Below are 24,104 nucleotides of genomic sequence, written 5' to 3' on the forward strand. Positions count from 1 at the left end.
CCGCATCCCGCGCTTCGTCGCAACGCCGCGCGGCGAGCGGTCACCGCTACCGGCGCTCGTCCCGTACGACGGCGTCGACCTCGAATTCCACCAACCACGCTGGATCGATGAAACGCGACACCTCGACGAAGGTGCACGCGGGTCGCACCTCGGCGAAGCGTTCGCCGTGCGCCCGCGCCGCCTCGCGCCAGCGGCCGATGTCCACGAGCATGACCCTGGTTCTGATGACGTCGGCCAGCGTCGCACCGGCCTCGCGCAGCGCGTGTTCGGCGATGTCCAGGCAGCGTACGGACTGGGCGTAGACGTCTCCGGGAGCGGTTGTGGTCCCGTCGTCCGCGATCGGCGCGGTGCCGGCCACCGAGACGTACGGCCCTACCCGTACGGCGCGGGAGAAGCCGATCTCGGGCTCCAGCGGTGATCCCGATGTCACCAGGCGGCGGAAACTCGTCACGGGGTAGAGCATCGCAGGAAGGCGACCGCGCCGGGGCCCCGGGCGTCGCGCCCCCGCTACGTGGGAATGACCAGCCAGGTCCGGCCGTCGATGAGTTCCCGGACCGCGTCCAGGTGGCCGGCGTGGCACGCGGTCTCGGTGATCACGTGCAGGATGACCTCCCGCGCGCTGGCCAGCCGGTGGTCGCCGAAGTGGTCCGGCGGCCACCAGGCCGGTGCGGCGTCCAGTGGCGTGGCGGCGATGACGGCGTTGGCGCGGTCGATCTCCCGCCGGTAGCGGTCCAGCACCACGGCGGCCGGGACGTCCGGGTCGACCTGCCAGGCTTCCGCGCCCTGACTCAGCGCGGCGATGGCCGCCGGCTCGCCGCCCATGACGCAGCGGAACCAGAAGCGCTCGACGTCCTCGGTGAGGTGGCGCACCAGGCCGAGACAGCTCCAGCCCGAGGGCAGCACCGGCCGGCGCAGCGCGGCCTCGTCGAGCCCTTCCAGGATGCCGAGCACGTGCCGGCGCTGGCCGTCCAGGTGCGTGACGAGCAGGTCGGTTTCGATCGGCGTGACTGGTTGTGGCACAGGGTCCTCCGCGGGGTCTCAGGTGACGCGGCGGCTGGTGTCGTCGCGTCGACTCACCTCACCTGACGAACGGCGCCGCCGGTTCCGGACAGCCGACCCGAAATGGCGGCACGAAACCGGGCCCGGCACCAGGGGACTAATCGGCGAACTCGACCCCGGCGAGGGGGACGCCCCGGTACGCGGCGAGCCGTTCGGCCTGTGCCAGCACGGCCTTGCGCCGGGTCACGGGGAGCTTGCGCCAGGGCTGGACGGCGATGGTCAGAGCCTTGCCGGCCTTGCGGGGACGCCAGGTGCCGACCAGCTCGCCGTCGACCAGGACCGCGCCCGGGCGGCCCAGCACCGGCCACAGCTCCTTGGCCCGGGCCGGGTCCGGCAGCAGAGTGTCCCGGTCCTTGGCCTGGAGGAAGAGGTCGAACGGGCCGAGCAGGCGGGTCACCGGGGCGTCGGTCGAGGCCAGCGCCGCCTCGTCGGCGGCCAGCAGCCAACGCGGCTCGCCGTCGACCGGCACCTCGACCACGTCCCGCGGCCAGTGCGCCTTCACCTCCTTGACCGGGGCGTCGAGGTAGCCGGCGACGTGCTGCGGGGTGGCCGGACCGAGCAGCCGCAGGTAGGCGCGGATCAGGTCGAACCGGTCGCCCGGGGTGGCCGCCTTCCGGAACCCGCTGATCCGGCGCAGGACCGGCGGCGACGTGTCGAGCCGCAGCTCCAGCCCGGCCCGCACGGCGGCCAGCCGGAACGGCATCTCGTACAGGTGGGTGGCGTCGCAGGGCCGGCAGAACCGCAGGTACGGCTCGGGCAGCAGCTCGGCCAGGCGGCCGGAGACGTCCCCCTTGACGGTCGGCCGGGTGACCACGGTGCGCATCCGGTCGGCCACCTCGTCGAGGGCGGCCAGGATGCCGATCCCGGCCGCCTTCAACGGTTTGGCGGCGTCGTAGACGCGCTTGCCGGCGTCGGCGTCGGAGAACGGCTCGACCGCGGCGGCCACCTCCGCCACGTCGGCGCGGCGGTAGAGGTGGGGCGCGCCGCGCACGGTCCAGAGCAGGATCAGGTCCTCGCCGTCGAGCGCGGCCACGTCGACCCCGCGGACGGCCAGCGCCCACCGGCCGCCGTCCGGACCGGTGTCCTGCGCCCCGATGTCCAGCACGGCGGTGTCGGCGAGCGTGCCCTCGGCCCGGTCGAGCTGCTGGGACCGGACCCGGAAGGTCAGCACCTGACGACGATCGACCACGCTCACACCATAGGCAGCGGCCCCGACAGCGCGGCGCGCCGCCCCCGTCAGGTGACCGTCAGCGTGAGAGCGCCGACCTGGTTGCCGCGCTGCGCGTAGTGCGGCAGGTAGAGCTGCCAGGAGATGGTCAGCTCCCGCCCGGCGCGCATCGTGGCCGGCACCTCGGTGACCATCTCGAACACGGCGGCGCCGCCGGCCGGGACCGCGGCGAGCGGGCGGCAGTTCAGCCGGTACAGCTGGGCGGTGTTCACCGCCTGGTCCGTCGCGTTGCCCAGCGAGAAGCGTTCCATCAGGTGGCCCGGGCAGGGCTCCAGCGCCAGCGGGGCGGCGGTCGGGTTGCCGAGCGTCACCCGGAAGGTGAGTCGCGAACCGGCCGCGGCGTTCGGCGGGCCCGCGACGGTGACGGTGAGCTGATCGAGCGGTGCGGAGGGCGGCGGCGACACCGTGACCGGCTCGGTGAACCCGCCCGCGCTGAGCGTCGCCCGGGCGTTCGGGTTGATCCCTTCACCCCGCTGGCAGCCGGGGCGGTCGTCGGCGGTGATCGGCGCGCGCACCGTACCGCCGTCGTCCGGCACCTCGATGGCCAGCTCCAGCGGCCCGTCGACCGGCTCGCAGAACGGCCCGGACCAGTCCAGGCGCAGGCTGGCGTGACCGCCGGCCGGCACGGCGACCACCCGGTTCCGGGCCTCCTCGTTGATGCCGTGCGGGTAGCGCATGGGGATCTCGCGGCCGCCGGCGAGCATCGTGGTGGGTGCCTCGCCGCGCAGGGTGCACTCGGTCTTCGAGGTGTTGCGCAGGTCCACCTCGCCGATGAGCTTGCCGATGGCGGCGTCCCTGCCGCGGGGGGTCTCGCCGCCGGTGCCGGGCCGTCGCCAGTCCGTGAGCCGGCCGGCCAGCTGGGCCGCGCGGCAGGGCTCGCTTCCGGCGGCCGGGGAGCGGGGTCCGGCGGGGCGCCCGTTGAGGTCCGTCGCGGTGATCTTCAGGTCGGCCCAGGGCACGGTGCCGTCGGGGAGCAGGGTGGCGGCGGACTCGGCCGCCGCGGGGTGACCCGGTCGGGCAGCCGGTGCGGCACAGGCCGCCGCGACGGCGAGGACGAGCAGCAGGGGCAGCAGTCGACGCATCCCGCCACCCTCACACACCGGCACGGTGCCGTTCCTGAGTAGCCGGGCTCAGCGCGGCCCGGCCCGCCCCGGCCGGCTCAGCCCTCGGCGAGCAGCTTGTCGCGGACCTCGCGGCGGAGGATCTTCCCGATCTGGGAGCGCGGCAGCTCCTCGACCACCACGACCCGGCGGGGCACCTTGTAGCCGGCGAGGTGCTGCCGGCAGGCCGACCGGACCGACTCCGGGTCCGCGCCCGCTCCCGGGTCGAGGATCACCACGGCGACCACGTCCTCGCCGCCGGCGACGGCGGGCAGGCCGACGGCGGCGGCCTCCCGGACCCCGGCCACCCGGCGCAGCGCCTCCTCCACCTCGGACGGATAGACGTTGAACCCGCCCGTGATGATCAGCTCCTTGATCCGGTCCACCACGGTCACGAAGCCGTCGGCGTCCATGGTGACGATGTCCCCGGTGCGCAGCCAACCGCCGGGCAGCAGCACCTTCGCCGTCTCCTCCGGGCGGTTCCAGTAGCCGGCGAAGACCTGTGGACCCCGGATCAGCAGCTCACCGGGCTGGCCGGCGGGCCGGTCCCGGGTCGGGTCCGACGGGTCGACGATGCGTACCTCGGTGCCCGGGAAGGGCACGCCGACGGTGCCGGGGCGGCGGGTCGGGGCGACCGGGTTGCCGAGGGTGATCGGGGAGGTCTCGGTCATCCCGTACCCCTCGACGAGCAGACCGCCGGTCACCGACTCCCACAGGTCCACCGTGGCCGGCGGGAGCGCCATCGCGCCGGAGATGGCGTACCGGATCGAGGTGAGGTCCACGCCGCGTTCCCGGGCCGCCAGGGCGAGCCGCGCGTAGATCGGCGGGACGGCCGGCAGGAACGTCGGCGGGCGGCGACGGACCGCGTCGAGCACCTGGTCGAGGTCGAAGCGGGGGAAGAGCACCAGGGTGGCGCCGATGCTCACCGCGAAGGTCAGGCACAGCGTCAGCCCGTACGCGTGGAACAGCGGCAGCACCCCGTAGATGGTCTCGGCGCCGTCGCGCAGGCCGGGTACCCACGCCCGGCCCTGCGCGGCGTTGGCCCGCAGGTTGCGGTGGGTCAGGATGGCGCCCTTCGGGACGCCCGTGGTGCCGCCGGTGTACTGCAGCAGCGCGACGTCGCCCACGGCGGGCGCCGGATGGTCGGCGGGCAGCGGCGGCGCGGCCGTGACCAGCGCCGACCAGGCGTGCGTGCCGGGCGCCGGGGCGGTCATCGCGGCGCGGGCGGCGCGCACCTTCGGCAGCGGCAACCGCAGCGCCCAGCGCTTGAGCCGCGGCAGCGCCGCGGTCAGGTCGACCGCGATCACGGTCCGGACCGCGCCGCGGCCGGCGACCAGCGGGGCGACCTTGTCCCAGACCACCGCCACCTCGGCGCCGTGGTCGGTGAGCTGCTGCTCCAGCTCCTGCGCCGTGTAGAGCGGGTTGTGCTCGACCACCACGGCGCCGAGGCGCAGCACCGCGTAGAAGGCGACCACGTGCTGCGGGCAGTTCGGCAGCACCAGGGCGACCCGGTCACCGCGGGCCACGCCCAGCCGGCGCAGCGCCTCGGCCGCGCGGGCCACCTGGTCGGCCAGGTCGGCGTAGGTGGTGGTGGCGCCGAAGAAGTCCAGCGCGATCCGGTCGCCGTACCGGCGGGCGGCGCCGGTCAGCAGGTCGACCAGCGAGCCGTCGGGCGCGGCCACGGTGGCCGGCACGCCCGGGGCGTAGCTGCGGATCCAGGGGCGCTCGGCGGTCGCGTCCATCGCCGTCTCTCCTCGTGGCCGGGGGTGGCCGAGCGGACACGATCGGCCACCACCCGCCAACTTACCAGCTGGTAACCTACGCCGACGTGGCCGCCTCCGGGTGAGCGGCGGCCCGCCGGACCCGGTCGGCCGGGAAGCGGGCCAGACGGGTCAGCGGCGGGACCGCTGCACCGTCCGCCGGCCCCGGACGAAGGCGAGGATGATCACCACGATCACCGCGATCACGCCGATGATGATGAGCCAGCGGACCGCCTCGAGGAACAGTCCGAGCAGGATGAGGATCGCGGCGATGACGCCGATCACCCAGAGCAGTGCGCGCATGTCCGACCTCCCGTGCAGACGGCAGGCCACCGGCCTTCCCGTTCCGGGCCGGACCATGCCCGGCGACTGATCAGAAGCGGGCCACGTAGACGGTGTTCGCGGCCTCCCGGCCCTGCAACGGGTTGGGGAAGCGGACCACGTGCGCCACCGAGGTCGGGAACACCGTGGTCAGCACCCGCTGGAACGCCTGGTCGGGTGGATCGTTCGACCAGAGCGCGAACACCCCGTCCGGGTGCAGCAGCGCGGCCAGCCGGCGCAGGCCGTCGACCGTGTAGAAGTCGGCGTGGCTGGGATGCAGCACCTGGCGGGGGGAGTGGTCCACGTCGAGCAGCACGGCGTGGAACCGCCGGCCCGGCGACTCCGGGTCGAAGCCCGTTCCGGCGGCGACCGCGGCGAAGAAGTCGGCCTGGACGAACCGCGTCCGCGGGTCGGCGGCCAGCCCGGCGGTGAACGGCAGCAGGTCGCGGCGGTGCCAGTCGATCACGTCCTCGATCGCCTCGACCACCAGCAGGTTGCGCACCCGGGGATCCTCGAGCGCGGTGCGCGCGGTGTAGCCGAGGCCGAGCCCACCCACCACCACGTCCAGCGGCTGTTCGCCGAGCGGGGCCAGCCCGAGCCGGGCCAGTTCGATCTCCGCGACCGGGAAGAGGCTGGACATCAGGAACTCGTCGTCGAGCTTGACCTCGTACACGTCGACGTCCAGCGACGGGTCGCGGCGCCGGCGCAGGCTGATCTCGCCGATCGGGGTCTCCCGCCAGGCCAGTTCCTCGAATCGTGCGCCCACCCGGTGGTCCTCTCCGCCGTTCCGTCACCGGATGGTATCGGCCCGCCCGGTCCGCGCGCGGTCTTCCCCCGCGCCCGGCGTTGCCCGTCCGGTCCGCGCGCGGTTCTCCGCCGCGCCCGGCATTGCCCGGCCGGTTCCGGGTACGCCAACGGCTCCCGCTCGGCGCGGCGACGGCGGGCCGTCGCGGGGCGAGGAGAGGAGCGCGAGGTGGCGGAGATGCTGGCCGGACGGCTGCACGTGGGCGAGCGGGCGCTGCGGATGGAGTCCGTACCGGTGCCCGAACCCGGTCCCGGGCAGGTCCGGATCAAGGTGGCCGCAGCCGGGGTGTGCCTGTCCGACGTGCACCTCATCGACGGCACCCTCACCCCGCTGCACCTGCCCGGCGACGTGGTCACGCTCGGTCACGAGGTGGCCGGGGTGGTGGACGCCCTCGGCGACGGCGTGACGGGCTGGCAGCCGGGCCAGCGGGTGCTGCTCCAGGCGGGGGAGCGGGACCGGCGCGGAACCCTGCTCACCCGGGGCGTCGACTACGACGGTGGGTGGGCCGAGTACGCGCTGGCCCGCGAGGACACGGTCGTGCTGATCCCCGACGCGATGCCCTTCGAGCACGCCTGCATCGTCCCCGACGCGGTCTCCACTCCGTGGGCGGCGGTGACCGACACCGCGCGTACCCGGCCGGCGGAGGCGGTCGGGGTGTGGGGCGTCGGCGGGCTGGGCGCGCACGCGGTGCAGTTGCTGCGGCTGGTCGGGGCGGCGCCGATCCTCGCGGTGGATCCGCTGCCGGCGGCCCGGGAGCGGGCGCTGACCCTCGGCGCCGACCTGGCGCTGGACCCGAAGGACGACGGCTTCCGGGACGCGGTGCTGGAGTTCACCGCGGCCCGCGGCCTGGACGTCGCGTTCGACTTCGCCGGCGCCACCCCGGCCCGAGAACAGGCCATGACCGTGCTCGGCGCGCAGGGCCGGTTGGTGCTCACCGGCATCGCCAACCAGCCGGTCGCCATCCCGTCGGACAGCCGGTTCAACTACAGCCGGCAGGCGGTGCTCGGCCACTACGGCTCGTCGGCGGAACACGTCGAGCAGCTGGTGGCGCTGGCCGGGCTGGGCCGCTTCGACCTGACCGCCTCGATCAGCGACGTGCTGCCGCTGGCCGACGCGGCGGAGGCGGTGCGCCGGGTGCGGGACAAGCAGGGCGACCCGATCCGGCTGGTCCTCCGCCCGTGAGCCGGGTCGCCCGGGGTGCGTCAGTCGGCCGAGCGGGTGGCGACGACGACCGTGTCGAGGGCGTCCACGCTGCCGCCGTCGCCGGTGGGCACCGGGCGGCGGGCCGTCTCGGCGCGCCGGATGCGCAGCCCGGCGAGCCCGTCGACGACCGTCTCCGGGGTGAGCAGCACCGCCGGATCCTGCGGCCCGCCGATGCCGCCGCGCAGGTTGGCCAGGTCGTGCCCGACCACGACGAGGGTGCCGCCGGGCCGCAGCGCCTGCCGGGCCGAGTCGAGCACGCCGGCCAGCGCCGGGGCGGGCAGGTGCAGGTAGCTGATCAGCACCAGCTCGTAGCTGCCCGGCACCGGCCGGTACGCGGTGACGTCCGCGACCCGCCACTCGACCGGCACGCCCCGCGCGGCGGCCAGTTCCCGGCCCCGCTCGACGGCCACCGGCGAGAAGTCCACGGCGGTGACCCGCCAGCCCTGCTCGGCCAGCCAGACCGCGTTGCGTCCCTCCCCGGCGGCCAGGTCGAGCGCGGCGCCGGGGGGTAACCCGGCGACCGACTCGACGACGAAGCGGTTCGGTTCAGCGCTCCACACCAGTCCCGACGTGTTCGCGTACCGGGCGTCCCAGGCGCTGCTGTCCACTGTGTTCCCTCCTCCGGCGGCGCACCCCCGCCACCGTGACCGTACCGGCTACGGCAAGCGCTCCCACGACAACGAGGCCGAGTGCCGGACGTGGCGGCAGTTGCTGGGCGAGGACGAAGACGCCCATCACCACGACGAACCAGCCGAACGCCTGGCGCAGCAGCGCCGCGGGGATCTTCCCGGCGAGCCGCCCGCCGAGGAAACTGCCGGCGACGGCGGCCGCGGTGACCGCGAGCGCGAGACCCCAGTTGATGCTCACGCTGGACAGGTAGCCGGCGAGTCCGGCGAAGGACTTCATGGCGATGACCACCAGGGAGGTGCCGACGGCGACCGGCATCGGCAGGCCGCCGAGCAGGGCCAGGGCGGGCACCACCAGGAAGCCGCCGCCCGCGCCGACCAGGCCGGTGACCAGTCCCACCACGATCCCGTCCAGGATCACCCGGGCCGCCGGCAGCTCGTGCGGCGCCGGGCGGCCCTCGGTGGCGCGCCGGCCGCGGATCATCGCGACCGCGGTGGCCAGCATCATCAGGGCGAAGCCGGTGAGCAGGAGCCCGGCCGGGACGAACGCGGCCAACCGGCCGCCGGCGTAGGCGCCGGTCATGCCGGCCAGGCCGAAGATCAGACCGGTGCGCCAGCGGACCCGCCCGGCGCGGGCGTGCGGCAGCACGCCGACCGCGCTGGTGGCGCCGACGACGAGCAGGGAGGTGGCGATCGCCTCCTTGGCCGGCAGGTCGGCCACGTACACCAGCAGCGGCACGGCGAGGATCGACCCGCCGCCGCCGAGCAGGCCGAGGCTGACGCCGATCAGGACGGCCAGCCCGACGGTCAGCAGCAGCGTGCCGGTCACGGTCGCCCCGCCGTTCCGTCGCGCAACTGGCCGACGATGCTGTCCAGGTCGCAGCTGGCCCCGCGGTTGTACGGCAGCTTGCTCAGCAGCATGCCCATCGCGCAGGTGTTGCTGAGCGCGGCGAAGGTGAGCCCGGCGCCGATGAAGCCCGCGACCCACTTGAGGCCGGGGACGAGGACCGAGCCGAGGACGCTGAGCAGGACGATCGAGCCGGCGACCAGGCGGACCTGCCGCTCCAGGTCCCACCGCGGCGCGCCCTGCCGGACCGGCGCGCCCTGCCGGACCGGCGCGTTCGTCGCCTGCCAGGCCAGCATCCCGCCGTCGAGGACCTTCAGGTTCGGCAGGCCGACCCCGGCGAGCGTCTGCCCGGCCTGGGTGGCGCGGGCGCCCGAGCGGCAGATCAGCACCACGTCCTCGTCGAGGTGGGCGCGTAGCTCCTCGCGGTGCTCCTTGAGCAGGTCCAGCGGGACGTTGTAGGCGCCGGGGATGTGCACGGTCTCGAACTCGGCGGGGGTGCGTACGTCGAGCAGGCGGGGGGCGCGCCCGGCGTCGATCAGCTCCCGTAGGCCGGCGGCGTCCAGGGTGGCCGGGCGGGCAGTCTCGGAGGTGCTCATATCGCCTCTTTCTGGGATGAATGACTTGAATTACTGGCAGGGCGGAGTGCCGGCCGGCACGCGGCGCGCCGGCCGGAGGCCCCGGGCCTGGGTCAGGCGTTGTCGGTGATGGCGACGCCGGCCGCGGCGGCCGTGCCGAACGCGTCGTCGATGACGACGACCTCGCGGCCGGCGTTGGCCAGCAGTGACGCGGCGGCGGTGGCGCGGTAGCCGGAGCCGCAGTGCACCCAGACCGCGCCGGCCGGCACGTCGGCGAGCCGCGTGGGCAGGTCGGGCAGCGGGATGTGGACCGCGCCCTCGACGTGGCCGGCCCGCCACTCGTTGGTCATCCGGACGTCGAGCACGACGTCGGGCGCGGGCAGCCCGGCCGGGACGGCGCCGGCGCGGGCCGCCGCCAGGGCCGGGAAGTCGGCCATCCGCAGCTCGCGGAGCTGGTCGGGCCCGTTCGCCCACCGGTCGGCCGGGCCGGTGGCCTGCGCGGCCGGCCGGTCGATGCCGATCCGGACCAGCTCCCGCTGGGCGTCGGCGACCTGCTCCGGGGTCTCCGCCAGCAGGGTGATCGGGGTGCCCCAGTCGATCAGCCAGCCCAGCCAGGTCGACATCGGGCCGTCGAGCCCCAGGCTGACCGTGCCGGCCAGGTGCGCGGCCGCGTACGCCTTGCGGTGTCGCAGGTCCACCACCCACTCGCCGGCGGCGATCCGGTCCCGGAGTTCGGCGGCGTCGGCCCGGGTGACCGGGGTGAGGTCGACCGGCGCGGGCCCGGCGCCGTTCGCCACGCCCATGTGGGCGTAGTAGGCCGGGTACGCGTCCAGGCCGGCGAGGGTCTGGCTGACGAACTCGTCCGCGGCCAGCCGCAGCACCGGGTTGGCCTGCTTCTCCCGCCCGATCGTGGAGTCGGGGGCGTCGGCCTGGCTGGCCGAGCAGAAGCTGCCGAAGCCGTGGGTGGGCCACACCTGCGCCCCGTCGGGCAGCAGGTCGGCCAGCCGCCGGGCCGAGGCGTGCTGGTGCTGGGCCAGTTCGTGGGCGTGCTGCTGGCCGAGCAGGTCGGTGCGTCCGGTGGTGCCGAACAGCAGGGAGCCACCGGTGAAGACGCCCGCCGGCTGCCAACCGCCGTCGGTGGCCTCGTCGAGGACGTACGACAGGTGGTGGAAGGTGTGGCCGGGCGTGCCGATCACCCGCAGCCGCAGCGCGTCGGAAACGGGCACGGTGTCCCCGTCGGCGACCGGTGTCCGGTCGAAGCCGACCTGGTCGGCGGCGGCGACCAGGTAGTGGGCGCCGGTGATCCGGGCGAGTTCCAGGCCACCGGAGACGTAGTCGTTGTGCAGGTGGGTTTCCACCACGTGGGTGATTCGTACCCCCTTGGCCCCGGCCAGGTACAAGATCCGGTCGATGTCGCGCTGGGGGTCGACCACGATCGCCACCCGGCCATCGGCGGCCAGGTAGCTGCGGTCGCCCAGCGAGGACGTCGCGATCACGGACACCTCGACTGCCATGTGCGTTGTTCCCTTCTGTATACCCCCGGGGGTATGTGGTGGACAGATTTCGACCTGGGTTCACGGGTGCGGAATGACCCGCCCCCGTCGCGATCACGCGTTAGGGGCGGGGGTGGGGATCCTCGGTCAGGCCAGGGCGAGGAAGAGCTTCTCCAGCTCCTCCTCGGTCATCTCGGGCTCCTCGCCCCGGTCCCGGGCCGCGCCGCAGTGCCGCATCCCGGATGCGATGATCTTGAAGCCGGCCCGGTCGATCGCCTTGGAGACCGCGGCGAGCTGGGTCAGCGCCGCCCGGCAGTCCTCGCCGTTCTCCATCATCTCGATCACGGCGTTGAGCTGACCTCGGGCTCGCTTGAGCCGGTTCAGCGCGTCGCTGGTCATCTCGGGTTGAAGCTTCACGGCACTACCTCCTGCGTCCGAACATACCCCAGGGGGTACCAGCCTCGCCAGTGTCATACCCCTACGGGTATCCCCAACACCGGGGGATGCTGGCCGATTCCCGCCGTCCCGGCGGACCGGATTCCCGGCAACGCGCCCATTCCGGGCGGCATGATGTCCAGCGAGGGGGAACAGAAGCATGAGCTACGCGATGACCGTCCGCCTGTCCGCCGGGTTCACCCCGACCGTGGATCGCGTCCGGGCGGCCCTGAAGGATCAGGGCTTCGGAGTGCTGACCGAGATCGACCTGCGCGCGACACTGCGCGACAAGCTCGGGGTCGACCTGCCGGAGTACGTCATCCTCGGCGCCTGCAACCCGCCCCTGGCACACCGCGCGGTGCGGGCGGACCCGGCGATCGGCCTGCTCCTGCCGTGCAACGTCGTGGTCCGCGCCGAAGGGCCGGACAGCACGCTGGTGCAGGCCATGGACCCGCAGGTGATGGTGCAGGTCAGCGACGCGCCCGAGCTGCGGGCGGTCGCCGACGAGGCCACCGCCCGGCTGTGTGCCGCGCTGGACGCGCTGACCGACTGAGCCGCGTCGCCGGGCCCGCCACAGAGCCGCGCCCGGGAGCGCGGACGGATCCCCGCGCCCCGCGTCCGGCAGCGTCAGCGACCGGCGCTGCTTCCGGCCGGCAGCTGTTCCCCGGTGCCGCACGGCTCATGTGGGAATGTCGATGCACCCGGATGGGTTAAGCTCGAACGTAGATACCCCCTGGGGTATACGGATTCGAGGAGGAAGCATGCGAGAGGTCGACCTGGCGGAGTTCGCGGCTGCGCACGCCGACGGCGCCGTCGCCGTGGACGTACGGGAACCGTTCGAGTACGTCGAGGGGCACGTGCCCGGCGTCCGCTCGGTGCCGCTGGCCCAGTTGCCGACGGTGGTCGGGGAGTTGCCGCGCAACCGGCCGGTCTACGTGATCTGCGCCAGCGGCAGCCGGAGTCTGTCCGCCGCACAGTTCCTGGCCCGGGCCGGTGTCGATGCCCGCTCCGTCCGGGGCGGCACCGGCGGGTGGGCCCGCAGTGGCCGTCCCGTCGTGACCGGGGCCGACACCCGCTGAGCTGAGCCGGGCCGGTGATCCCGGAAGGGCGGGATTCTGGGCCATGAATACCCCCAGGGGTATACGTGATCGATAAATGCATCGCCAGTCACCACTGTGAAGGAGTTCGGCACCATGTTGTTCACCCAGTACTACCTGGACTGCCTGTCCCAGGCGTCGTACCTGATCGCCGACGACACCACCGGGCGGGCGGTGCTCGTCGACCCGCGCCGGGACATCGAGGAGTACCTGACCGATGCCCGGGCACACGGCCTGACCATCGAAGGGGTGATCAACACTCACTTCCACGCCGACTTCCTCGCCGGTCACCTCGAAGTGGCCGCGGCCACCGGCGCGTGGATCGGCTACGGGCACCGGGCGGAGACGGAGTACCCGAGCCGCAAGCTCGCCGACGGCGAGCGGATCAGCCTCGGCGACGTGACGCTCGAAATCATGGAGACCCCCGGACACACCCCGGAATCGATCAGCATCCTCGTCTACGAGCACGCCACCGACCCGGTGCCGTACGGGGTGCTCACCGGCGACGCGCTCTTCATCGGCGACGTGGGCCGGCCCGACCTGCTCGCCTCGCTCGGCGCCACCGCCGACGACCTCGGCCGGATGCTCTACGACAGCGTTCAGCACAAGCTGATGGGCCTCCCCGACGAGGTCCGGGTCTTCCCGGCGCACGGCGCCGGCTCGGCCTGCGGGAAGAACCTCTCCACCGAGCGGCAGTCCACCATCGGCGAGCAGCGCCGCACCAACTACGCCTGCGCCCCGATGAGCGAGGAGCGGTTCCTCGCCCTGGTCACCGGGGGGCAGCCGGCCGCGCCCGGCTACTTCGCCTTCGACGCCGTGCTCAACCGCAAGGCCCGCGAGCTGTTCGACCACAGCCGGGCCCCGCGCCCGCTCGATGCCGCCGAGCTCGCCCGGGAGCGCGCCGAGGGCGCCGTGGTGGTGGACGCCCGCGACCCGCACGAGTTCGCCACCGGGCACATCCGGGGGGCGATCAACATCCCGGCCGACGGCCGGTTCGCCGAGACCGCGGGCAGCGTGATCGCGCCGGACCGCAAGGTGCTCGTGGTGGCCCCGCAGGACCGGGAGGAGGAGATCGTCGTACGCCTCGCCCGGATCGGGTTCGATCACGTCGTGGGCTACCTGCGCGAGCCCGAGGGCGCGTTCCTCGAGATGGTTGCCGAGATGACCCGGGCCAGCCGGGTCACCGCCACCGAGTTGCGCGCGGCGCTGGACACCGCCACCGCGCCCGTGGTGCTGGACGTCCGTAACGCTGGGGAGCGGGAGCAGGGCGCCGTCGACGGCTCGCTGCACATCCCGCTCGCCGAGCTGTCCCGCCGCCTCGACGAGGTGCCGGCCGACCGCCCGGTCGTGGTGCACTGCGCCGGCGGGTACCGCTCCTCGGTCGCGGCCAGCCTGCTGCGCAACGCCGGCCGGGCCGACGTCTCCGACCTGCTCGGCGGCTACGGCGCCTGGCAGGGCCTGCACGCCGCCATCTGACCCACCCGAATCGCCGGGTGACCGGGGCAGCCGCCCCGGTCACCCGCCTGATGTCAGGAGACGAGATGACGGCCACCTCCGTCGCGCCCCGGCTGGGCCTGCGGGCGAACGTGGCCCAGTTCCTCCTGCTCGTCGCGGTCAACGCCCTGGTGGGTGGCCTGCTCGGTACCGAGCGCACGGTGCTGCCGCTGCTCGGCGAGCGCGACTTCCAGCTGACCGCCTACACCGCCGCCCTGACCTACATCCTCGCCTTCGGCGCCACCAAGGCGGTCACCAACCTGTTCGCCGGCACGCTCTCCGACCGGTACGGCCGCAAGCCGGTCCTGCTGGCCGGTTGGCTGGCCGCGATCCCGGTGCCGTTGCTGCTCATCTGGGCACCGAGCTGGGGCTGGGTGGTCGCCGCCAACGTGCTGCTCGGCGTCAACCAGGGGCTGGCCTGGTCGACCACCGTGATCATGAAGATCGACCTGGTCGGGCCGCGCCGGCGCGGCCTCGCCATGGGGCTCAACGAGGCCGCCGGCTACCTCGCGGTGGCCGGCACCGCGCTGGCCACCGGTGCCCTGGCCGCCCGCTACGGGCTGCGGCCCGCGCCGTTCCTGCTCGGTGCCGCGTACGTCGCGGTGGGCCTGGGGCTGTCCGCCCTGCTCGTCCGGGAGACGCGCGGCCACGCCGACCATGAGGCGGCCAACCACCAGGGGAGCGCCTACCACGCCGACCTGAGCACGCGGCGGATCCTGGGCCTGGTCAGCTGGCGCGACCCGGCCCTCAGCTCGGCAAGTCAGGCGGGCCTGGTGAACAACCTCAACGACGGGCTCGCCTGGGGGCTCTTCCCGGTACTCTTCGCCGCGGCCGGGCTCTCCCTGCCCCGGATCGGAGTGCTGGCGGCCCTCTACCCCGCGGTGTGGGGGCTCGGCCAACTCGTCACCGGACCGCTCTCCGACCGGGTCGGCCGCAAGCCCTTCATCGTGGCCGGGATGCTGACCCAGGCCGGTGCGCTCGGGCTGATCGCCGGCGCCTCCGGGTTCGCCGGCTGGGCGGCCGGCGCCGTGCTGCTCGGCGCCGGCACCGCGATGGTGTATCCCGCGCTGCTGGCGGCGGTCGGGGACGTCGCCCACCCGGCGTGGCGCGCCCGCGCCGTGGGCGTCTACCGGCTCTGGCGGGACGGCGGCTTCGCGGTGGGCGCGCTGTCGGCCGGACTCCTCGCGGACCTCGTCGGCATCCGGGGCGCCACCTGGGCGGTGGCCGGACTCACCGCCCTGTCCGGCCTGCTCGTCGCGGTGCGGATGTACGAGACCCACGTCCGGCCCTGAGCCGGACACGCAGGGTCCACCACGGATAGACGGAGCGCTATCCTGTCCGCCGACGAACCAGGCGGAAGGGACCCGATGCCGTCGCGGCAGGACCAGCTCCACTCGTACCAGTTCACCGTGCAGCGGGCGGTCGCGGCGCTGGTGATGCGGGAGACCGACCCCGCGCAGTCGCCGTTCCGGCGGCTGGCCGGAGCGGGCCTGGCCAGCGTGCTGGTCGCGGTGATCGCGCTCGGCGGGGTCGCCCTGTACGGCCTCTTCGCCGGCGGCGGCAGCGGCTGGCGCGACCCCGGGGCGGTGATCGTCGAGAAGGAGTCCGGCGCGCGGTTCGTCTATCGGCAGGACAAGCTGCACCCGGTGCTCAACTACGCCTCCGCGCTGCTGATCATCGGGGCGGAGCAGCCGCGGACCGTGCTGGTCTCCCGGCGCTCGATCGAGGGCGTGCCGCGCGGCCTGCCGCTCGGCATCGCCGACGCGCCGGACTCGCTGCCCGCCGCCGGCCGGCTCGCCACCGGCCCCTGGACGGTGTGCTCCCTCGCCCCGGCCGAGTCGGGACGCGCCGGGGCCCGCTCCGCGCTGCTGATCGGACGGGAAGCCACCGGCGGCCGCCCGCTCGGCGACCAGGGACTGCTGCTGCGGCACCCGGACGGCAGCCTGCACCTGCTCTGGCACGACCGCCGCTACCTGCTGCGCGACCCCGACCGGGTGCTCGCCGCGCTCGCCGCGACCCGGGCCCGGGCCGTGGCGGTGGCCGCCGCGCTGCTCAACACCGTGCCGGCCGGGGCCGACCTGGCCCCGCCGGCGCTGCCCGGCCTGGGCAGGCCGTCCGACCGGGTCGGCGGCGCCACCATCGGCGACGTCTACCTGGTGCGCAACTCCGGCGGCGGCCGCCAGTACGCGGTCGCCGAGCGGGACGGCCTGGCTGGCATCACCGAGTTCCAGGCCGCCCTGCTGCTCGCCCGCACCGGGCAGGACGACCCGAAACCGATCACACTCGGGCGCTTCGCCGCCCTGCCGAAGGTCTCCGACCGGGCACCCGGCGGCCCGGCCGCGCCGCCGGCCGTACCGCCCCGGCTGGCCACCGGCGACGGCGGCGCGCTCTGCGCCCGCGCCGCCGACGACACCGGCGTACGCGAGGTCCGCGTCGGCGTCACCCCGCCGGACCTCTCCGCCGCCGCCCCGACCGCGGCCAACCACGGTGGCCGCGTCGACCGGGTGGTGGTCGCGCCCGGCCGGGGCGCGGTGGTCGAGTCGGTCGCCGCGCCGGGCGCCACCGGCGGCGCGGTCAGCGTGGTCACCGACCTGGGTCGGCGGTACGTGCTCACCGGCGGCGACGTGCTCGGCATGCTCGGCTACGCCGGCGTCCGGCCGCTCCGGCTGCCGGCGAGCCTGGTCAGCCTCGTCCCCGCCGGCAGCCCGCTGGACCCGGCCGCGGCCCGCGCCGTCGCCGCGCCGGCCTGACCGGCCGGCCGCGGGCGGGCGTCCGGGGCGGGCATCCGGAGTGCCGGCTGCTGCGGTGTGGCCGGCTCAGGCCGGCTTACGCAGGACCGTCACCGCCCAGTCGGCGTCGTCGTGCCAGGGGCGCAGGTCCCAGGTGGCGAAGCGGTGCTCCAGCCGGAGGCCGGCCGCCGCCGCGTGGGCGTCGAGGTCGGCGAGCGGATAGCCGCGCCCGGTGTCGAAGCCGACCACCACCAGGCCGTCCGGCCGGACGTGCGCGGCGACCCGGGCCAGCACGTCCGGCTCGGTGCCGGGTGCGACGAAGACCATCACGTTGCCGGCGATCAGCGCGGCGTCGAACGGCTCGGGTTCGCCCTGGGCGGCCAGGTCCAGCTCAGCCAGGTCGGCGACGAGGAAACGCGGGCCGGGGTGGTCGACCCGGGCGGCCTCGATCAGCGCCGGGTCGGCGTCCACCCCGACCGCGGTGTGTCCGCGCGCGGCCAGGGCGGCGGCGACCCGGCCGGTGCCGGTGCCGGCGTCGAGGATCCGGGCGCCCGGCGCCACCAGGGCGTCCAGCAGCCGGGCCTCGCCGGCCAGGTCCGCCCCCTCGGCCGCCAGTTGGCGGAACCGGTCGATGTACCACTGCGAGTGTCCCGGCTTGGTCTCCGTCACCCAACGCGTCGGCTTGCCCATCCGGCCACCGTAGCTGATCTTGCTGGTTGGCCGCGCGTCGACGGCAAGGTCGATCACCCCTTCTCGGCGCCGCTGGTCAGCCCCTCGGTGAGCAGCCGTTCGCTGGCGAAGAAAAGGATCACGATGGGCAGGGTGAGGATCACCGATCCGGCCATCAGCACCGTCTTGGGCACCTCCACCCCGTCGGAGAGCAGCGACAGCCCCAGCGACACGGTCCACCGGTTCGGCCGGTCCACGAGGAAGAGCAGCGCGAAGAGGAACTCGTTCCAGGCGATCATGAAGTCGTAGAGCGCGACCGCCATGACCGACGGGGCGGCGAGCGGGAGGCTGACCCGCCGGATGATGCCGAGCCGCCCGGCCCCGTCGATCGCGGCGGACTCCTCCAGGCTGACCGGGATGGTCTCGAAGTAGTTCTTGAGCATGTAGACCGAGACCGGCAACGTCTGCGAGATGTAGACCAGCACCAGCCCGACCAGCGACCCGCGCAGCCCGGCCCGGGTGAAGACCACGAAGAGCGGAATCGCGATGACGATCGAGGGGAACAGGTAGACCGCCAGGAACAGCGCGCTGACCTGCCGCCGGCCGAAGAACCGCAGCCGGGCGACCGCGTACGCGCCGGGGATGGCGACCAGCAGCGTGAGCACGGTGGCGGAGAGCGCCACGATGCCGCTGTTGCGGATGAAGGCGAGGAAGCCCTGCCCGCCGTCCTCGACCGACCGGAGCACCTCGGCGTACGTGTCGACGGTCAGCTCGCCGAGCGGCACCAGCAGTGACCCCGGGTCGAGCAGCAGCCGCTCGATGGGGCGTACCGAGAGCACCAGCATGTACCAGAACGGCAGCAGGGTGACGAGCAGGAAGACGGCGATCACCAGCCGGCGCAGCCAGCGCAGGCTGACCGTCTCGACCCGGTCCCGGTCCATCACGCCTCCTCCCGTCGTCCGGTGAAGAAGCGCAGGTAGATCACCACGAACACGATCAGCACCAGGGCCAGCACGACCGCCTGCGCCGCCGCCGCGCCGATGTCGGTGCGCGCGGTGAGGAACTGGTAGACCCGGACGCTGACCACTTCGGTGCCGGCCGCGCCGCCGGTGAGCAGGTAGACGTCGTCGAACTTGTTGAAGGTCATGATGAACCGGAGCACCCCGAGCAGCGCGATCACCGGCATGAGCTGGGGCAGCAGGATGTGCCGGAAGCGCTGGGTCGGGGTGGCCCCGTCCACCCGGGCCGCCTCCTCGAGCTCGGCCGGCACCGCCTGGAGCCGGGCCAGCAGGAACAGGAACGCGAACGGGAAGTACCGCCACGCCTCGAACGCGATGACCGTCCAGAGCGCGGTGGACTCCTGCGACAGGAAGGGGATCGGTTCGTCCCAGCCGAGGAAGCGCCGGCCCCAGTCGTTGACGATGCCGAGCTGCGGGTCGAGCATCACCTGCCAGACGAACGCCATCGCCACCACCGGGGCCACGTACGGCAGCAGCATCGACGCGCGTACGACGGTGCGGCCCCGGAACGGCCGGCGGACGACCAGCGCGGCGACCAGGCCGACGAGGATCGAGCCGGCGGTGCCGCCGAGGCTGTAGAGGACGGTCGTCCAGAGCGTGTCGGCGAAGCCGGGGGTGTGCAGCACCCGGTCGATGTTGTCCAGGGTGAACTCGCCGAACAGGCCGGTCCGGCGCAGCGTGGCCAGGCGTACCCGCTGGAAGGCCAGCACCACGGTCCAGACGATGGGGATGCCGATCACCGCCACCACGACGAGCAGGGTGGGGGTGACCAGCGCGAGCCCGGCGCGGGACTCGCGGCGGCGCAGGGTGAGCGGGCGTCTGCCGGGGCGGGGCCGCTCCCGGGTGGGGGAGCGGCCGGCCTCCGGCGTGGTGGTGGTCAATTGACGCCCTTGGCGATCGCCTCGACGTCCTTCTTCGCCCGGCCCGCGGCCGCGGCGGCGTCGGACTTCCCGGCGATCACGTCCGCGAGCGCCTTCGGCACGGGCAGCTCGCCGAGGATCGCACCGACCAGCTTCCCCTGGCCCTGCGACAGCCCCCACCGCTGGAAGGTGTCCGGGCTCTTGCGCAGGGTGTCGAGGACGTCCTCGCCGTAGACCGCGGCGAGCGGTTGCTTGCGGTCCACCCCGGCCTGGCTCGTGTTCCAGGCGGTGAGGAACTTCTGCTTGTCCTCGGCGGTGCCGGTACGCGCCGGGAAGCGGCCCTCCGGTGACATGCCGAACCAGCGCGGGTAGCCGTCGGAGAGCATGTACTCCACGAAGGACGTCGCCGGGTCGGCCGCGCCGTCGAGCACCGCCCAGGAGCTGATCTCGCCGTACTGTGCCGGCTCGGTGCCGTTGGGACCCTTGATCGCGGTGACGAAGCCGCTGTTCTTGGCCAGCCACGCCGGGTCGGACTGGCACTGCGGGCAGGTCGGCTTGGCGTCGTTGCGCAGCCCGGCCAGCTCGTCGAGGATGAACGGCGACCAGATCAGCATGGCCGCCTTGCCGGCGAAGTAGGTGGCCCGGGTGGTGTCCACGTCCTGCGCGCCCTTGACCGAGTGGTCGCGCATCAGCTCGCCGAAGAAGCGGAACGCCTCGACGCACTCGGGGGAGTCCAGCTTCACCGCCCCGGAGTCGTCGGTGAGCTGGCAGTTGTTGGCCAGGGCCAGGTGCTCGAAGGTCTGCTGGGTGAAGACGTCGCCGGGGGCGGTCGCCGCGGTGATGCCGGCGACGCCGCCGGTGTTCAGCTTCGCCGCCGCGGTGGCGATCTTCTCGTACGTGTCGGGGGCGGGCAGGCCGGCGGCGGCGAACAGGTCCTTGCGGTAGACCAGCAGTTGGCCCCACCCGTCGCTGGGCACCGCGAGCTGCTTGCCGTCCTCGCTGGTCAGGTCGAGTGCCCGGGGCGAGAAGGTGGCCCTGCCGAGTTTGTCGACGATCCGCCGGTTGGCGTCCGGCTCCAGCAACTCGTTGCCGGCGAGGGTGCGGACACCGGCGAGCGGGACCGAGCCGACCACGTCGGGCAGGTCCCCGGCGGCGGCACTGGAGGCGATGAGCGCGGGGAACTGGTCCTCGTTCACGGTGACCAGATTGACCTTGACGCCGGTCTTGGCGGTGTAGTCGGCGATGATGGCCTTGGTGGCGTTCACCCGATCCGCGACGTCCTCCAGGCTCCAGACGGTTATCTGGGAACTGTCGGATTTCGGATCGTCGTCACCGCAGGCCAGCAGGGTTGTCCCGGCAACTGCCACGATCAGGGCGGAGGCGAGGATTCGTATCGAGGGCGATGACATCGGTGGCACTCCTCTCGAAGGGTACATCGGGGATCCAACCCCCTCGATTGATCATTTACAAGACATTCACCAATATTTCGATTTAGAATCGGGGTCGGCACTTCCCTCGGAGCGACGCCATGGCCAACTGGGTTGTCTCGCTGGCCGGGCCCCGGCGCGTGAGCCTGGAGCCCTGCCCCCCGGACCCGCTCGGCCCGGGCCAGGTCCGCGTCCGCACCTGCTACTCCGGCATCTCCGCCGGCACCGAGCTGACCCTCTACCGGGGCAGCAATCCCCGGCTCAGCAAGGACTGGGACGACACCGCCCGGCTGTTCGTGCCCCGGCAGGCCGCGCCCGCGTACCCGGTGGTCGGCTTCGGCTACGAGGAGGTCGGCGAGGTCGTCGAGGTTGCCCCCGATGTCCCCGACCGCCACCCCGGGCAGCTGGTCTGGGGAATCTGGGGTCACCGGGCCGAGGCCGTCGTGGCCGCCGCCGCGGTCACCCCGCTCGCCCCCGGCCTCGACCCCCTCGCCGCCGTCTTCGCCCGTCCCGGCGCCATCGCGTTGACCGCGGTACTCGCCGGCGACCTGCACCTCGGCGACTGGGTCGGGGTCTTCGGGCAGGGCGTGATCGGGCTGCTGGGCACCCGACTCGCCGTCCTCTCCGGCGCGCGGGTCGTCGCCGTCGACCGGGTGCCGACCCGGCTGGAGCACGCCGTCCGGCTCGGCGCCCGGCTGGTCGTCGACGCCACCACCGACTCGGCCGCCGCAGTGCTGCGCGCGACCACCGCCGGACGCGGCGCCGACGTCTGCCTGGAGCTGTCCGGGTCGTACCCGGCCCTGCACGAGGCCATCCGCGCCACCACCCACGCCGGCCGCGTCGTCGCCGCCGGCTTCTACCAGGGGTACGCCCACGGGCTGGGACTCGGCGAGGAGTTCCACCACAACCGGATCCAGCTGGTGGCGGCCCAGGTCTCCGGGCCCACCCCGGCACCCGGCACGGCCGGCCGGTGGACCGGGCCCCGGATCGCCCACACCTTCATGGACCTGGTGGCCGAGGGCAGCGTCGACCCGCTGCCGCTGGTGAGCCACGTCGTCGACGCGGGCGCGGTGGCCGACGCCCTCGCGCTGCTCGACCGCGGTGACGGTGACGTCCTCCAAATGGTGCTGAGGTTCTAACATGACCATCCCCCTCGCCTGCCAGGAGCAGCTGCTCCCCGGCGCCGGCCTGACCGACAAGTACGCCCTCGCCGTCTCCCTCGGCTACCAGGGCATCGAACTGCGCGGCCGGGGTGACCTGGCCTTCGCCCGGCGGCTGCCGGAGCTGCGCCGGGCCCGCGCCGAGGGCGTGGTCATGCCGACCGTCTGCGTCGAGATGGACCACTTCATCGGCGACTTCGACCCGGCGCGCTCCCGCGACGCGGTACGCAACCTGCGCTCCCAACTCTCGGTCATCGCCGAACTGGGCGGGATCGGCGCGATGACCCCCGCCGCCTGGGGCATGTTCTCCCGCCGCCTGCCGCCGTTCGAGCCGCCCCGCCCGCCCGAAGGCGACCGGCAGGTGCTCGTCGACGCCCTCGGCGAACTCGGCGAGCACGCCCGCGCCGAGGGGGTCAGCCTCTTCCTGGAACCCCTCAACCGGTACGAGGACCACATGGTCAACCGGCTCGACGAGGCGGTCGCCCTGTGCCGGGCCGTCGGCCTGCCCTCGGTCCGCGTCGTCGCCGACACCTTCCACATGAACATCGAGGAGGACGACGTCCACGCGGCGCTGCGCGCCGCCGCGCCGTGGCTGGGACACGTACAGGTCAGCGACTCCAACCGGTACCAGCCCGGGGCCGGGCACCTGGACTGGGCGGCGCTGCTGGGCACCCTCGACGACCTCGGCTACCCCGGCTGGCTGGCGCTGGAATGCCGGCTGCGCGGCGAACCGGTCGCCGCGCTGCGGCAGGCCGCCGCGGTGCTCGGCCCGGCCCCGCAGCGGCGGGCGGCGGCATGAGTGCCGGCACCCCGAGCGGTGCGCCGGGCCGCCTGCGCGCCGCCGGCCGGGCCGGCGCCGAACGGCTCGCCGCCCTGCGCCGGCTGGCCGTGTCCACCCTCGACGCCAACTGGGAGCACGACCACACCGTGCCCTCACGGACCCTCTACCCGCACCAGTGGAGCTGGGACTCCGCCTTCATCGCCGTCGGGCTGGCGCACGTGCGCCCCGACCGGGCCTGGCGGGAACTGGACACGCTCTTCGCCGCCCAGTGGGCCGACGGGCGGGTGCCGCACATCGTGTTCAACCCGGCGCTGCGGGCCGGCGCGTACTTCCCCGGGCCGGAGTTCTGGGACGCCGCCCGCGCCGACGGTGCCCCGGCCGGAGCCACCTCCGGCATCGTCCAGCCGCCGGTGCACGCCCCGGCCGCCTGGCTGGTACACCGCCGGGCCCCCTCAGCGGCGTCGGTGGCGGCGCTGCGCCGGCTCTACCCGCGGCTGGTCGCCCAGCAGCGCTACCTGACCGGGCGGCGGGACGTGGGCGGCGGCGGCCTCGCCGCCATCGTGCACCCGTGGGAGTCCGGGCTGGACAACAGCCCCGCCTGGGACGCCCCGATGGCCGCGGTACCGGCCGACGAGGCGGTGATGCGGGCGTACCGCCGGCACGACACCGCGCACGCCGACGCGGCGCACCGCCCCACCGACCTCGACTACGCCCGCTACGTGGCCCTGGTGGAGTCCTACCGAACCGGCCGGTACCGGGACGACGCCCTCGCCGGGCGCCACCCGTTCCTGGTGGAGTGCCCACTGGTCAACGCCGCGCTGGGCGCCGCCGAGCACGCCCTCGCCCGGATCGCCACGGTGATCGGCGCCGACCCCGGACCGCACCGGGGCCGGGCCGCCCGCACCACCCAGGCCCTCATCGACCGTCTCTGGGACCCGGCCACCGGCACGTTCCACCCGCGCGACCTGCGCACCGACCGGCTCGTCCCGGCCCGCACCGTGCTCGGGCTGATCCCGTTGATCCTGCCCGACCTGCCCGACCGCCAGGTCCGGGCGCTGCTCGCCGAGGCCCGCTCACCCCGGTTCGGCCTGGCCGCCCGGATGGACCGCCCGCTGCCCACCTACGACCGGACCGCGCCGGACTTCGAGCCGCTGCGCTACTGGCGCGGCCCGAGCTGGCTCAACACCGGCTGGCTGGTGTGGCGGGGGCTGCTCATCCACGACCGCCCCGACCTGGCCGCCGGGCTGCGCGAGTCGATGCTCGCCCTGGTCGCCGGCGCCGGCTGCCACGAGTACTTCCACCCCGACACCGGGGCGGGGCTCGGCTCCCCGGCATTCAGCTGGACGGCCGCGCTGCTGCTGGACGCCCTCGCCGAGGGCTGAGCCCTGGCCGCGGTGCTCCCCGCCGGGGGTGGCG

Annotated in this window: 25 protein-coding genes; 9 read left to right on the forward strand and 16 right to left on the reverse strand. The window is 74.2% G+C overall.

The features are described from left to right. Positions 1-46: 46 nt before the first annotated feature. From AB0I11_RS26325 to AB0I11_RS26355, 7 genes are all read right to left on the reverse strand, one after another. Entirely contained in the window at positions 47-463 is a 417-nt protein-coding gene (locus AB0I11_RS26325) for a RidA family protein (RefSeq protein WP_357325938.1), read from the reverse strand. Between the two features lie 44 nt (positions 464-507). Continuing rightward, complete coding sequence (locus AB0I11_RS26330) at positions 508-1,020, reverse strand: DinB family protein (protein WP_357325941.1); 513 nt, start codon at positions 1,018-1,020, stop codon at positions 508-510. Between the two features lie 136 nt (positions 1,021-1,156). Beyond that, positions 1,157-2,248 (reverse strand): winged helix DNA-binding domain-containing protein, encoded by a 1,092-nt coding sequence (locus tag AB0I11_RS26335; RefSeq protein WP_357325944.1) that lies wholly within the window; start codon positions 2,246-2,248, stop codon positions 1,157-1,159. 47 nt (positions 2,249-2,295) lie between these two features. After that, positions 2,296-3,369, reverse strand: a complete 1,074-nt coding sequence (locus AB0I11_RS26340) for a hypothetical protein (protein ID WP_357325947.1) — start codon at positions 3,367-3,369, stop codon at positions 2,296-2,298. A gap of 77 nt (positions 3,370-3,446) precedes the next feature. Beyond that, positions 3,447-5,129, reverse strand: a complete 1,683-nt coding sequence (locus AB0I11_RS26345) for a long-chain-fatty-acid--CoA ligase (RefSeq protein WP_357325950.1) — start codon at positions 5,127-5,129, stop codon at positions 3,447-3,449. A 150-nt stretch (positions 5,130-5,279) separates the two neighbouring features. Then, positions 5,280-5,450, reverse strand: a complete 171-nt coding sequence (locus tag AB0I11_RS26350; RefSeq protein ID WP_357325953.1) for a hypothetical protein — start codon at positions 5,448-5,450, stop codon at positions 5,280-5,282. A 70-nt stretch (positions 5,451-5,520) separates the two neighbouring features. Then, positions 5,521-6,234 (reverse strand): spermidine synthase, encoded by a 714-nt coding sequence (locus AB0I11_RS26355; protein WP_357325957.1) that lies wholly within the window; start codon positions 6,232-6,234, stop codon positions 5,521-5,523. A gap of 216 nt (positions 6,235-6,450) precedes the next feature. Between AB0I11_RS26355 and AB0I11_RS26360 the strand changes: the two genes are divergently transcribed. Beyond that, complete coding sequence (locus tag AB0I11_RS26360) at positions 6,451-7,455, forward strand: zinc-binding dehydrogenase (RefSeq protein WP_357326070.1); 1,005 nt, start codon at positions 6,451-6,453, stop codon at positions 7,453-7,455. A 20-nt stretch (positions 7,456-7,475) separates the two neighbouring features. On the opposite strand, the gene AB0I11_RS26365 is transcribed toward AB0I11_RS26360, so the two are convergent. The 5 genes from AB0I11_RS26365 to AB0I11_RS26385 all read right to left on the reverse strand — a co-directional run bounded on the left by AB0I11_RS26365 (position 7,476) and on the right by AB0I11_RS26385 (position 11,434). Further along, the gene (locus AB0I11_RS26365; protein WP_357325960.1) at positions 7,476-8,084 is read right to left on the reverse strand and encodes a class I SAM-dependent methyltransferase; all 609 of its coding nucleotides are present in this window, start codon (positions 8,082-8,084) and stop codon (positions 7,476-7,478) included. Then, positions 8,023-8,931, reverse strand: coding sequence for a sulfite exporter TauE/SafE family protein (locus AB0I11_RS26370; protein WP_357325963.1), 909 nt, complete (start codon positions 8,929-8,931; stop codon positions 8,023-8,025). Before AB0I11_RS26370 ends, AB0I11_RS26365 begins: the two co-directional genes overlap by 62 nt. Continuing rightward, positions 8,928-9,545 (reverse strand): rhodanese-like domain-containing protein, encoded by a 618-nt coding sequence (locus AB0I11_RS26375; RefSeq protein ID WP_357325966.1) that lies wholly within the window; start codon positions 9,543-9,545, stop codon positions 8,928-8,930. The genes AB0I11_RS26370 and AB0I11_RS26375 overlap by 4 nt, the downstream gene beginning before the upstream one ends. 92 nt (positions 9,546-9,637) lie before the next feature. Then, positions 9,638-11,038, reverse strand: a complete 1,401-nt coding sequence (locus tag AB0I11_RS26380) for an MBL fold metallo-hydrolase (protein ID WP_357325969.1) — start codon at positions 11,036-11,038, stop codon at positions 9,638-9,640. 126 nt (positions 11,039-11,164) lie between these two features. Beyond that, positions 11,165-11,434, reverse strand: coding sequence for a metal-sensitive transcriptional regulator (locus AB0I11_RS26385; protein ID WP_357325972.1), 270 nt, complete (start codon positions 11,432-11,434; stop codon positions 11,165-11,167). A 178-nt stretch (positions 11,435-11,612) separates the two neighbouring features. Between AB0I11_RS26385 and AB0I11_RS26390 the strand changes: the two genes are divergently transcribed. The 5 genes from AB0I11_RS26390 to eccB all read left to right on the forward strand — a co-directional run bounded on the left by AB0I11_RS26390 (position 11,613) and on the right by eccB (position 16,793). Continuing rightward, positions 11,613-12,005 carry a DUF302 domain-containing protein gene (locus AB0I11_RS26390; RefSeq protein ID WP_357325975.1) on the forward strand — a complete coding sequence of 131 codons (393 nt, stop codon included), beginning with the start codon at positions 11,613-11,615 and terminating at the stop codon, positions 12,003-12,005. 208 nt (positions 12,006-12,213) lie between these two features. Then, on the forward strand, positions 12,214-12,531 hold the full coding sequence (locus tag AB0I11_RS26395; RefSeq protein WP_357325978.1) for a rhodanese-like domain-containing protein: 318 nt from the start codon (positions 12,214-12,216) through the stop codon (positions 12,529-12,531). A 114-nt stretch (positions 12,532-12,645) separates the two neighbouring features. Then, complete coding sequence (locus tag AB0I11_RS26400) at positions 12,646-14,025, forward strand: rhodanese-like domain-containing protein (protein ID WP_357325981.1); 1,380 nt, start codon at positions 12,646-12,648, stop codon at positions 14,023-14,025. A 65-nt stretch (positions 14,026-14,090) separates the two neighbouring features. Next, a complete protein-coding gene (locus AB0I11_RS26405; protein WP_357325984.1) occupies positions 14,091-15,335 on the forward strand; it encodes an MFS transporter in 1,245 nt (414 codons plus the stop codon). Positions 15,336-15,410: 75 nt separating this feature from the next. Next, positions 15,411-16,793, forward strand: coding sequence for a type VII secretion protein EccB (gene eccB, locus AB0I11_RS26410; RefSeq protein ID WP_357325987.1), 1,383 nt, complete (start codon positions 15,411-15,413; stop codon positions 16,791-16,793). A 66-nt stretch (positions 16,794-16,859) separates the two neighbouring features. Here the strand turns inward: eccB and AB0I11_RS26415 are convergent, their stop codons facing one another. Genes AB0I11_RS26415 through AB0I11_RS26430 form a run of 4 tightly spaced genes read right to left on the reverse strand, consistent with a single transcriptional unit; the run spans position 16,860 to position 20,729 of the window. Continuing rightward, positions 16,860-17,462, reverse strand: coding sequence for a class I SAM-dependent methyltransferase (locus tag AB0I11_RS26415; RefSeq protein WP_357325991.1), 603 nt, complete (start codon positions 17,460-17,462; stop codon positions 16,860-16,862). Between the two features lie 53 nt (positions 17,463-17,515). Beyond that, positions 17,516-18,382, reverse strand: a complete 867-nt coding sequence (locus tag AB0I11_RS26420) for a carbohydrate ABC transporter permease (RefSeq protein ID WP_357325994.1) — start codon at positions 18,380-18,382, stop codon at positions 17,516-17,518. Next, complete coding sequence (locus tag AB0I11_RS26425; protein ID WP_357325997.1) at positions 18,382-19,341, reverse strand: sugar ABC transporter permease; 960 nt, start codon at positions 19,339-19,341, stop codon at positions 18,382-18,384. Before AB0I11_RS26425 ends, AB0I11_RS26420 begins: the two co-directional genes overlap by 1 nt. Next, a complete protein-coding gene (locus AB0I11_RS26430; protein ID WP_357326000.1) occupies positions 19,338-20,729 on the reverse strand; it encodes an extracellular solute-binding protein in 1,392 nt (463 codons plus the stop codon). The genes AB0I11_RS26425 and AB0I11_RS26430 overlap by 4 nt, the downstream gene beginning before the upstream one ends. 119 nt (positions 20,730-20,848) lie before the next feature. Here AB0I11_RS26430 and AB0I11_RS26435 point away from each other — a divergent pair, with 119 nt between their 5' ends. From AB0I11_RS26435 to AB0I11_RS26445, 3 genes are read left to right on the forward strand one after another with little or no spacing between them, the layout of a single operon-like run. Next, positions 20,849-21,886, forward strand: a complete 1,038-nt coding sequence (locus tag AB0I11_RS26435) for a zinc-binding alcohol dehydrogenase (RefSeq protein WP_357326003.1) — start codon at positions 20,849-20,851, stop codon at positions 21,884-21,886. 1 nt (position 21,887) lies between these two features. Further along, positions 21,888-22,706: a sugar phosphate isomerase/epimerase family protein gene (locus tag AB0I11_RS26440; RefSeq protein ID WP_357326005.1), complete on the forward strand. Its 819-nt coding sequence runs from the start codon at positions 21,888-21,890 to the stop codon at positions 22,704-22,706. Continuing rightward, positions 22,703-24,070: a hypothetical protein gene (locus AB0I11_RS26445; protein WP_357326008.1), complete on the forward strand. Its 1,368-nt coding sequence runs from the start codon at positions 22,703-22,705 to the stop codon at positions 24,068-24,070. Before AB0I11_RS26440 ends, AB0I11_RS26445 begins: the two co-directional genes overlap by 4 nt. Positions 24,071-24,104 lie beyond the last annotated feature (34 nt).

Origin of the sequence: Micromonospora sp. NPDC050495, from assembly GCF_040655175.1 — a bacterium.
Classification (GTDB): Bacteria; Actinomycetota; Actinomycetes; order Mycobacteriales; family Micromonosporaceae; genus Micromonospora.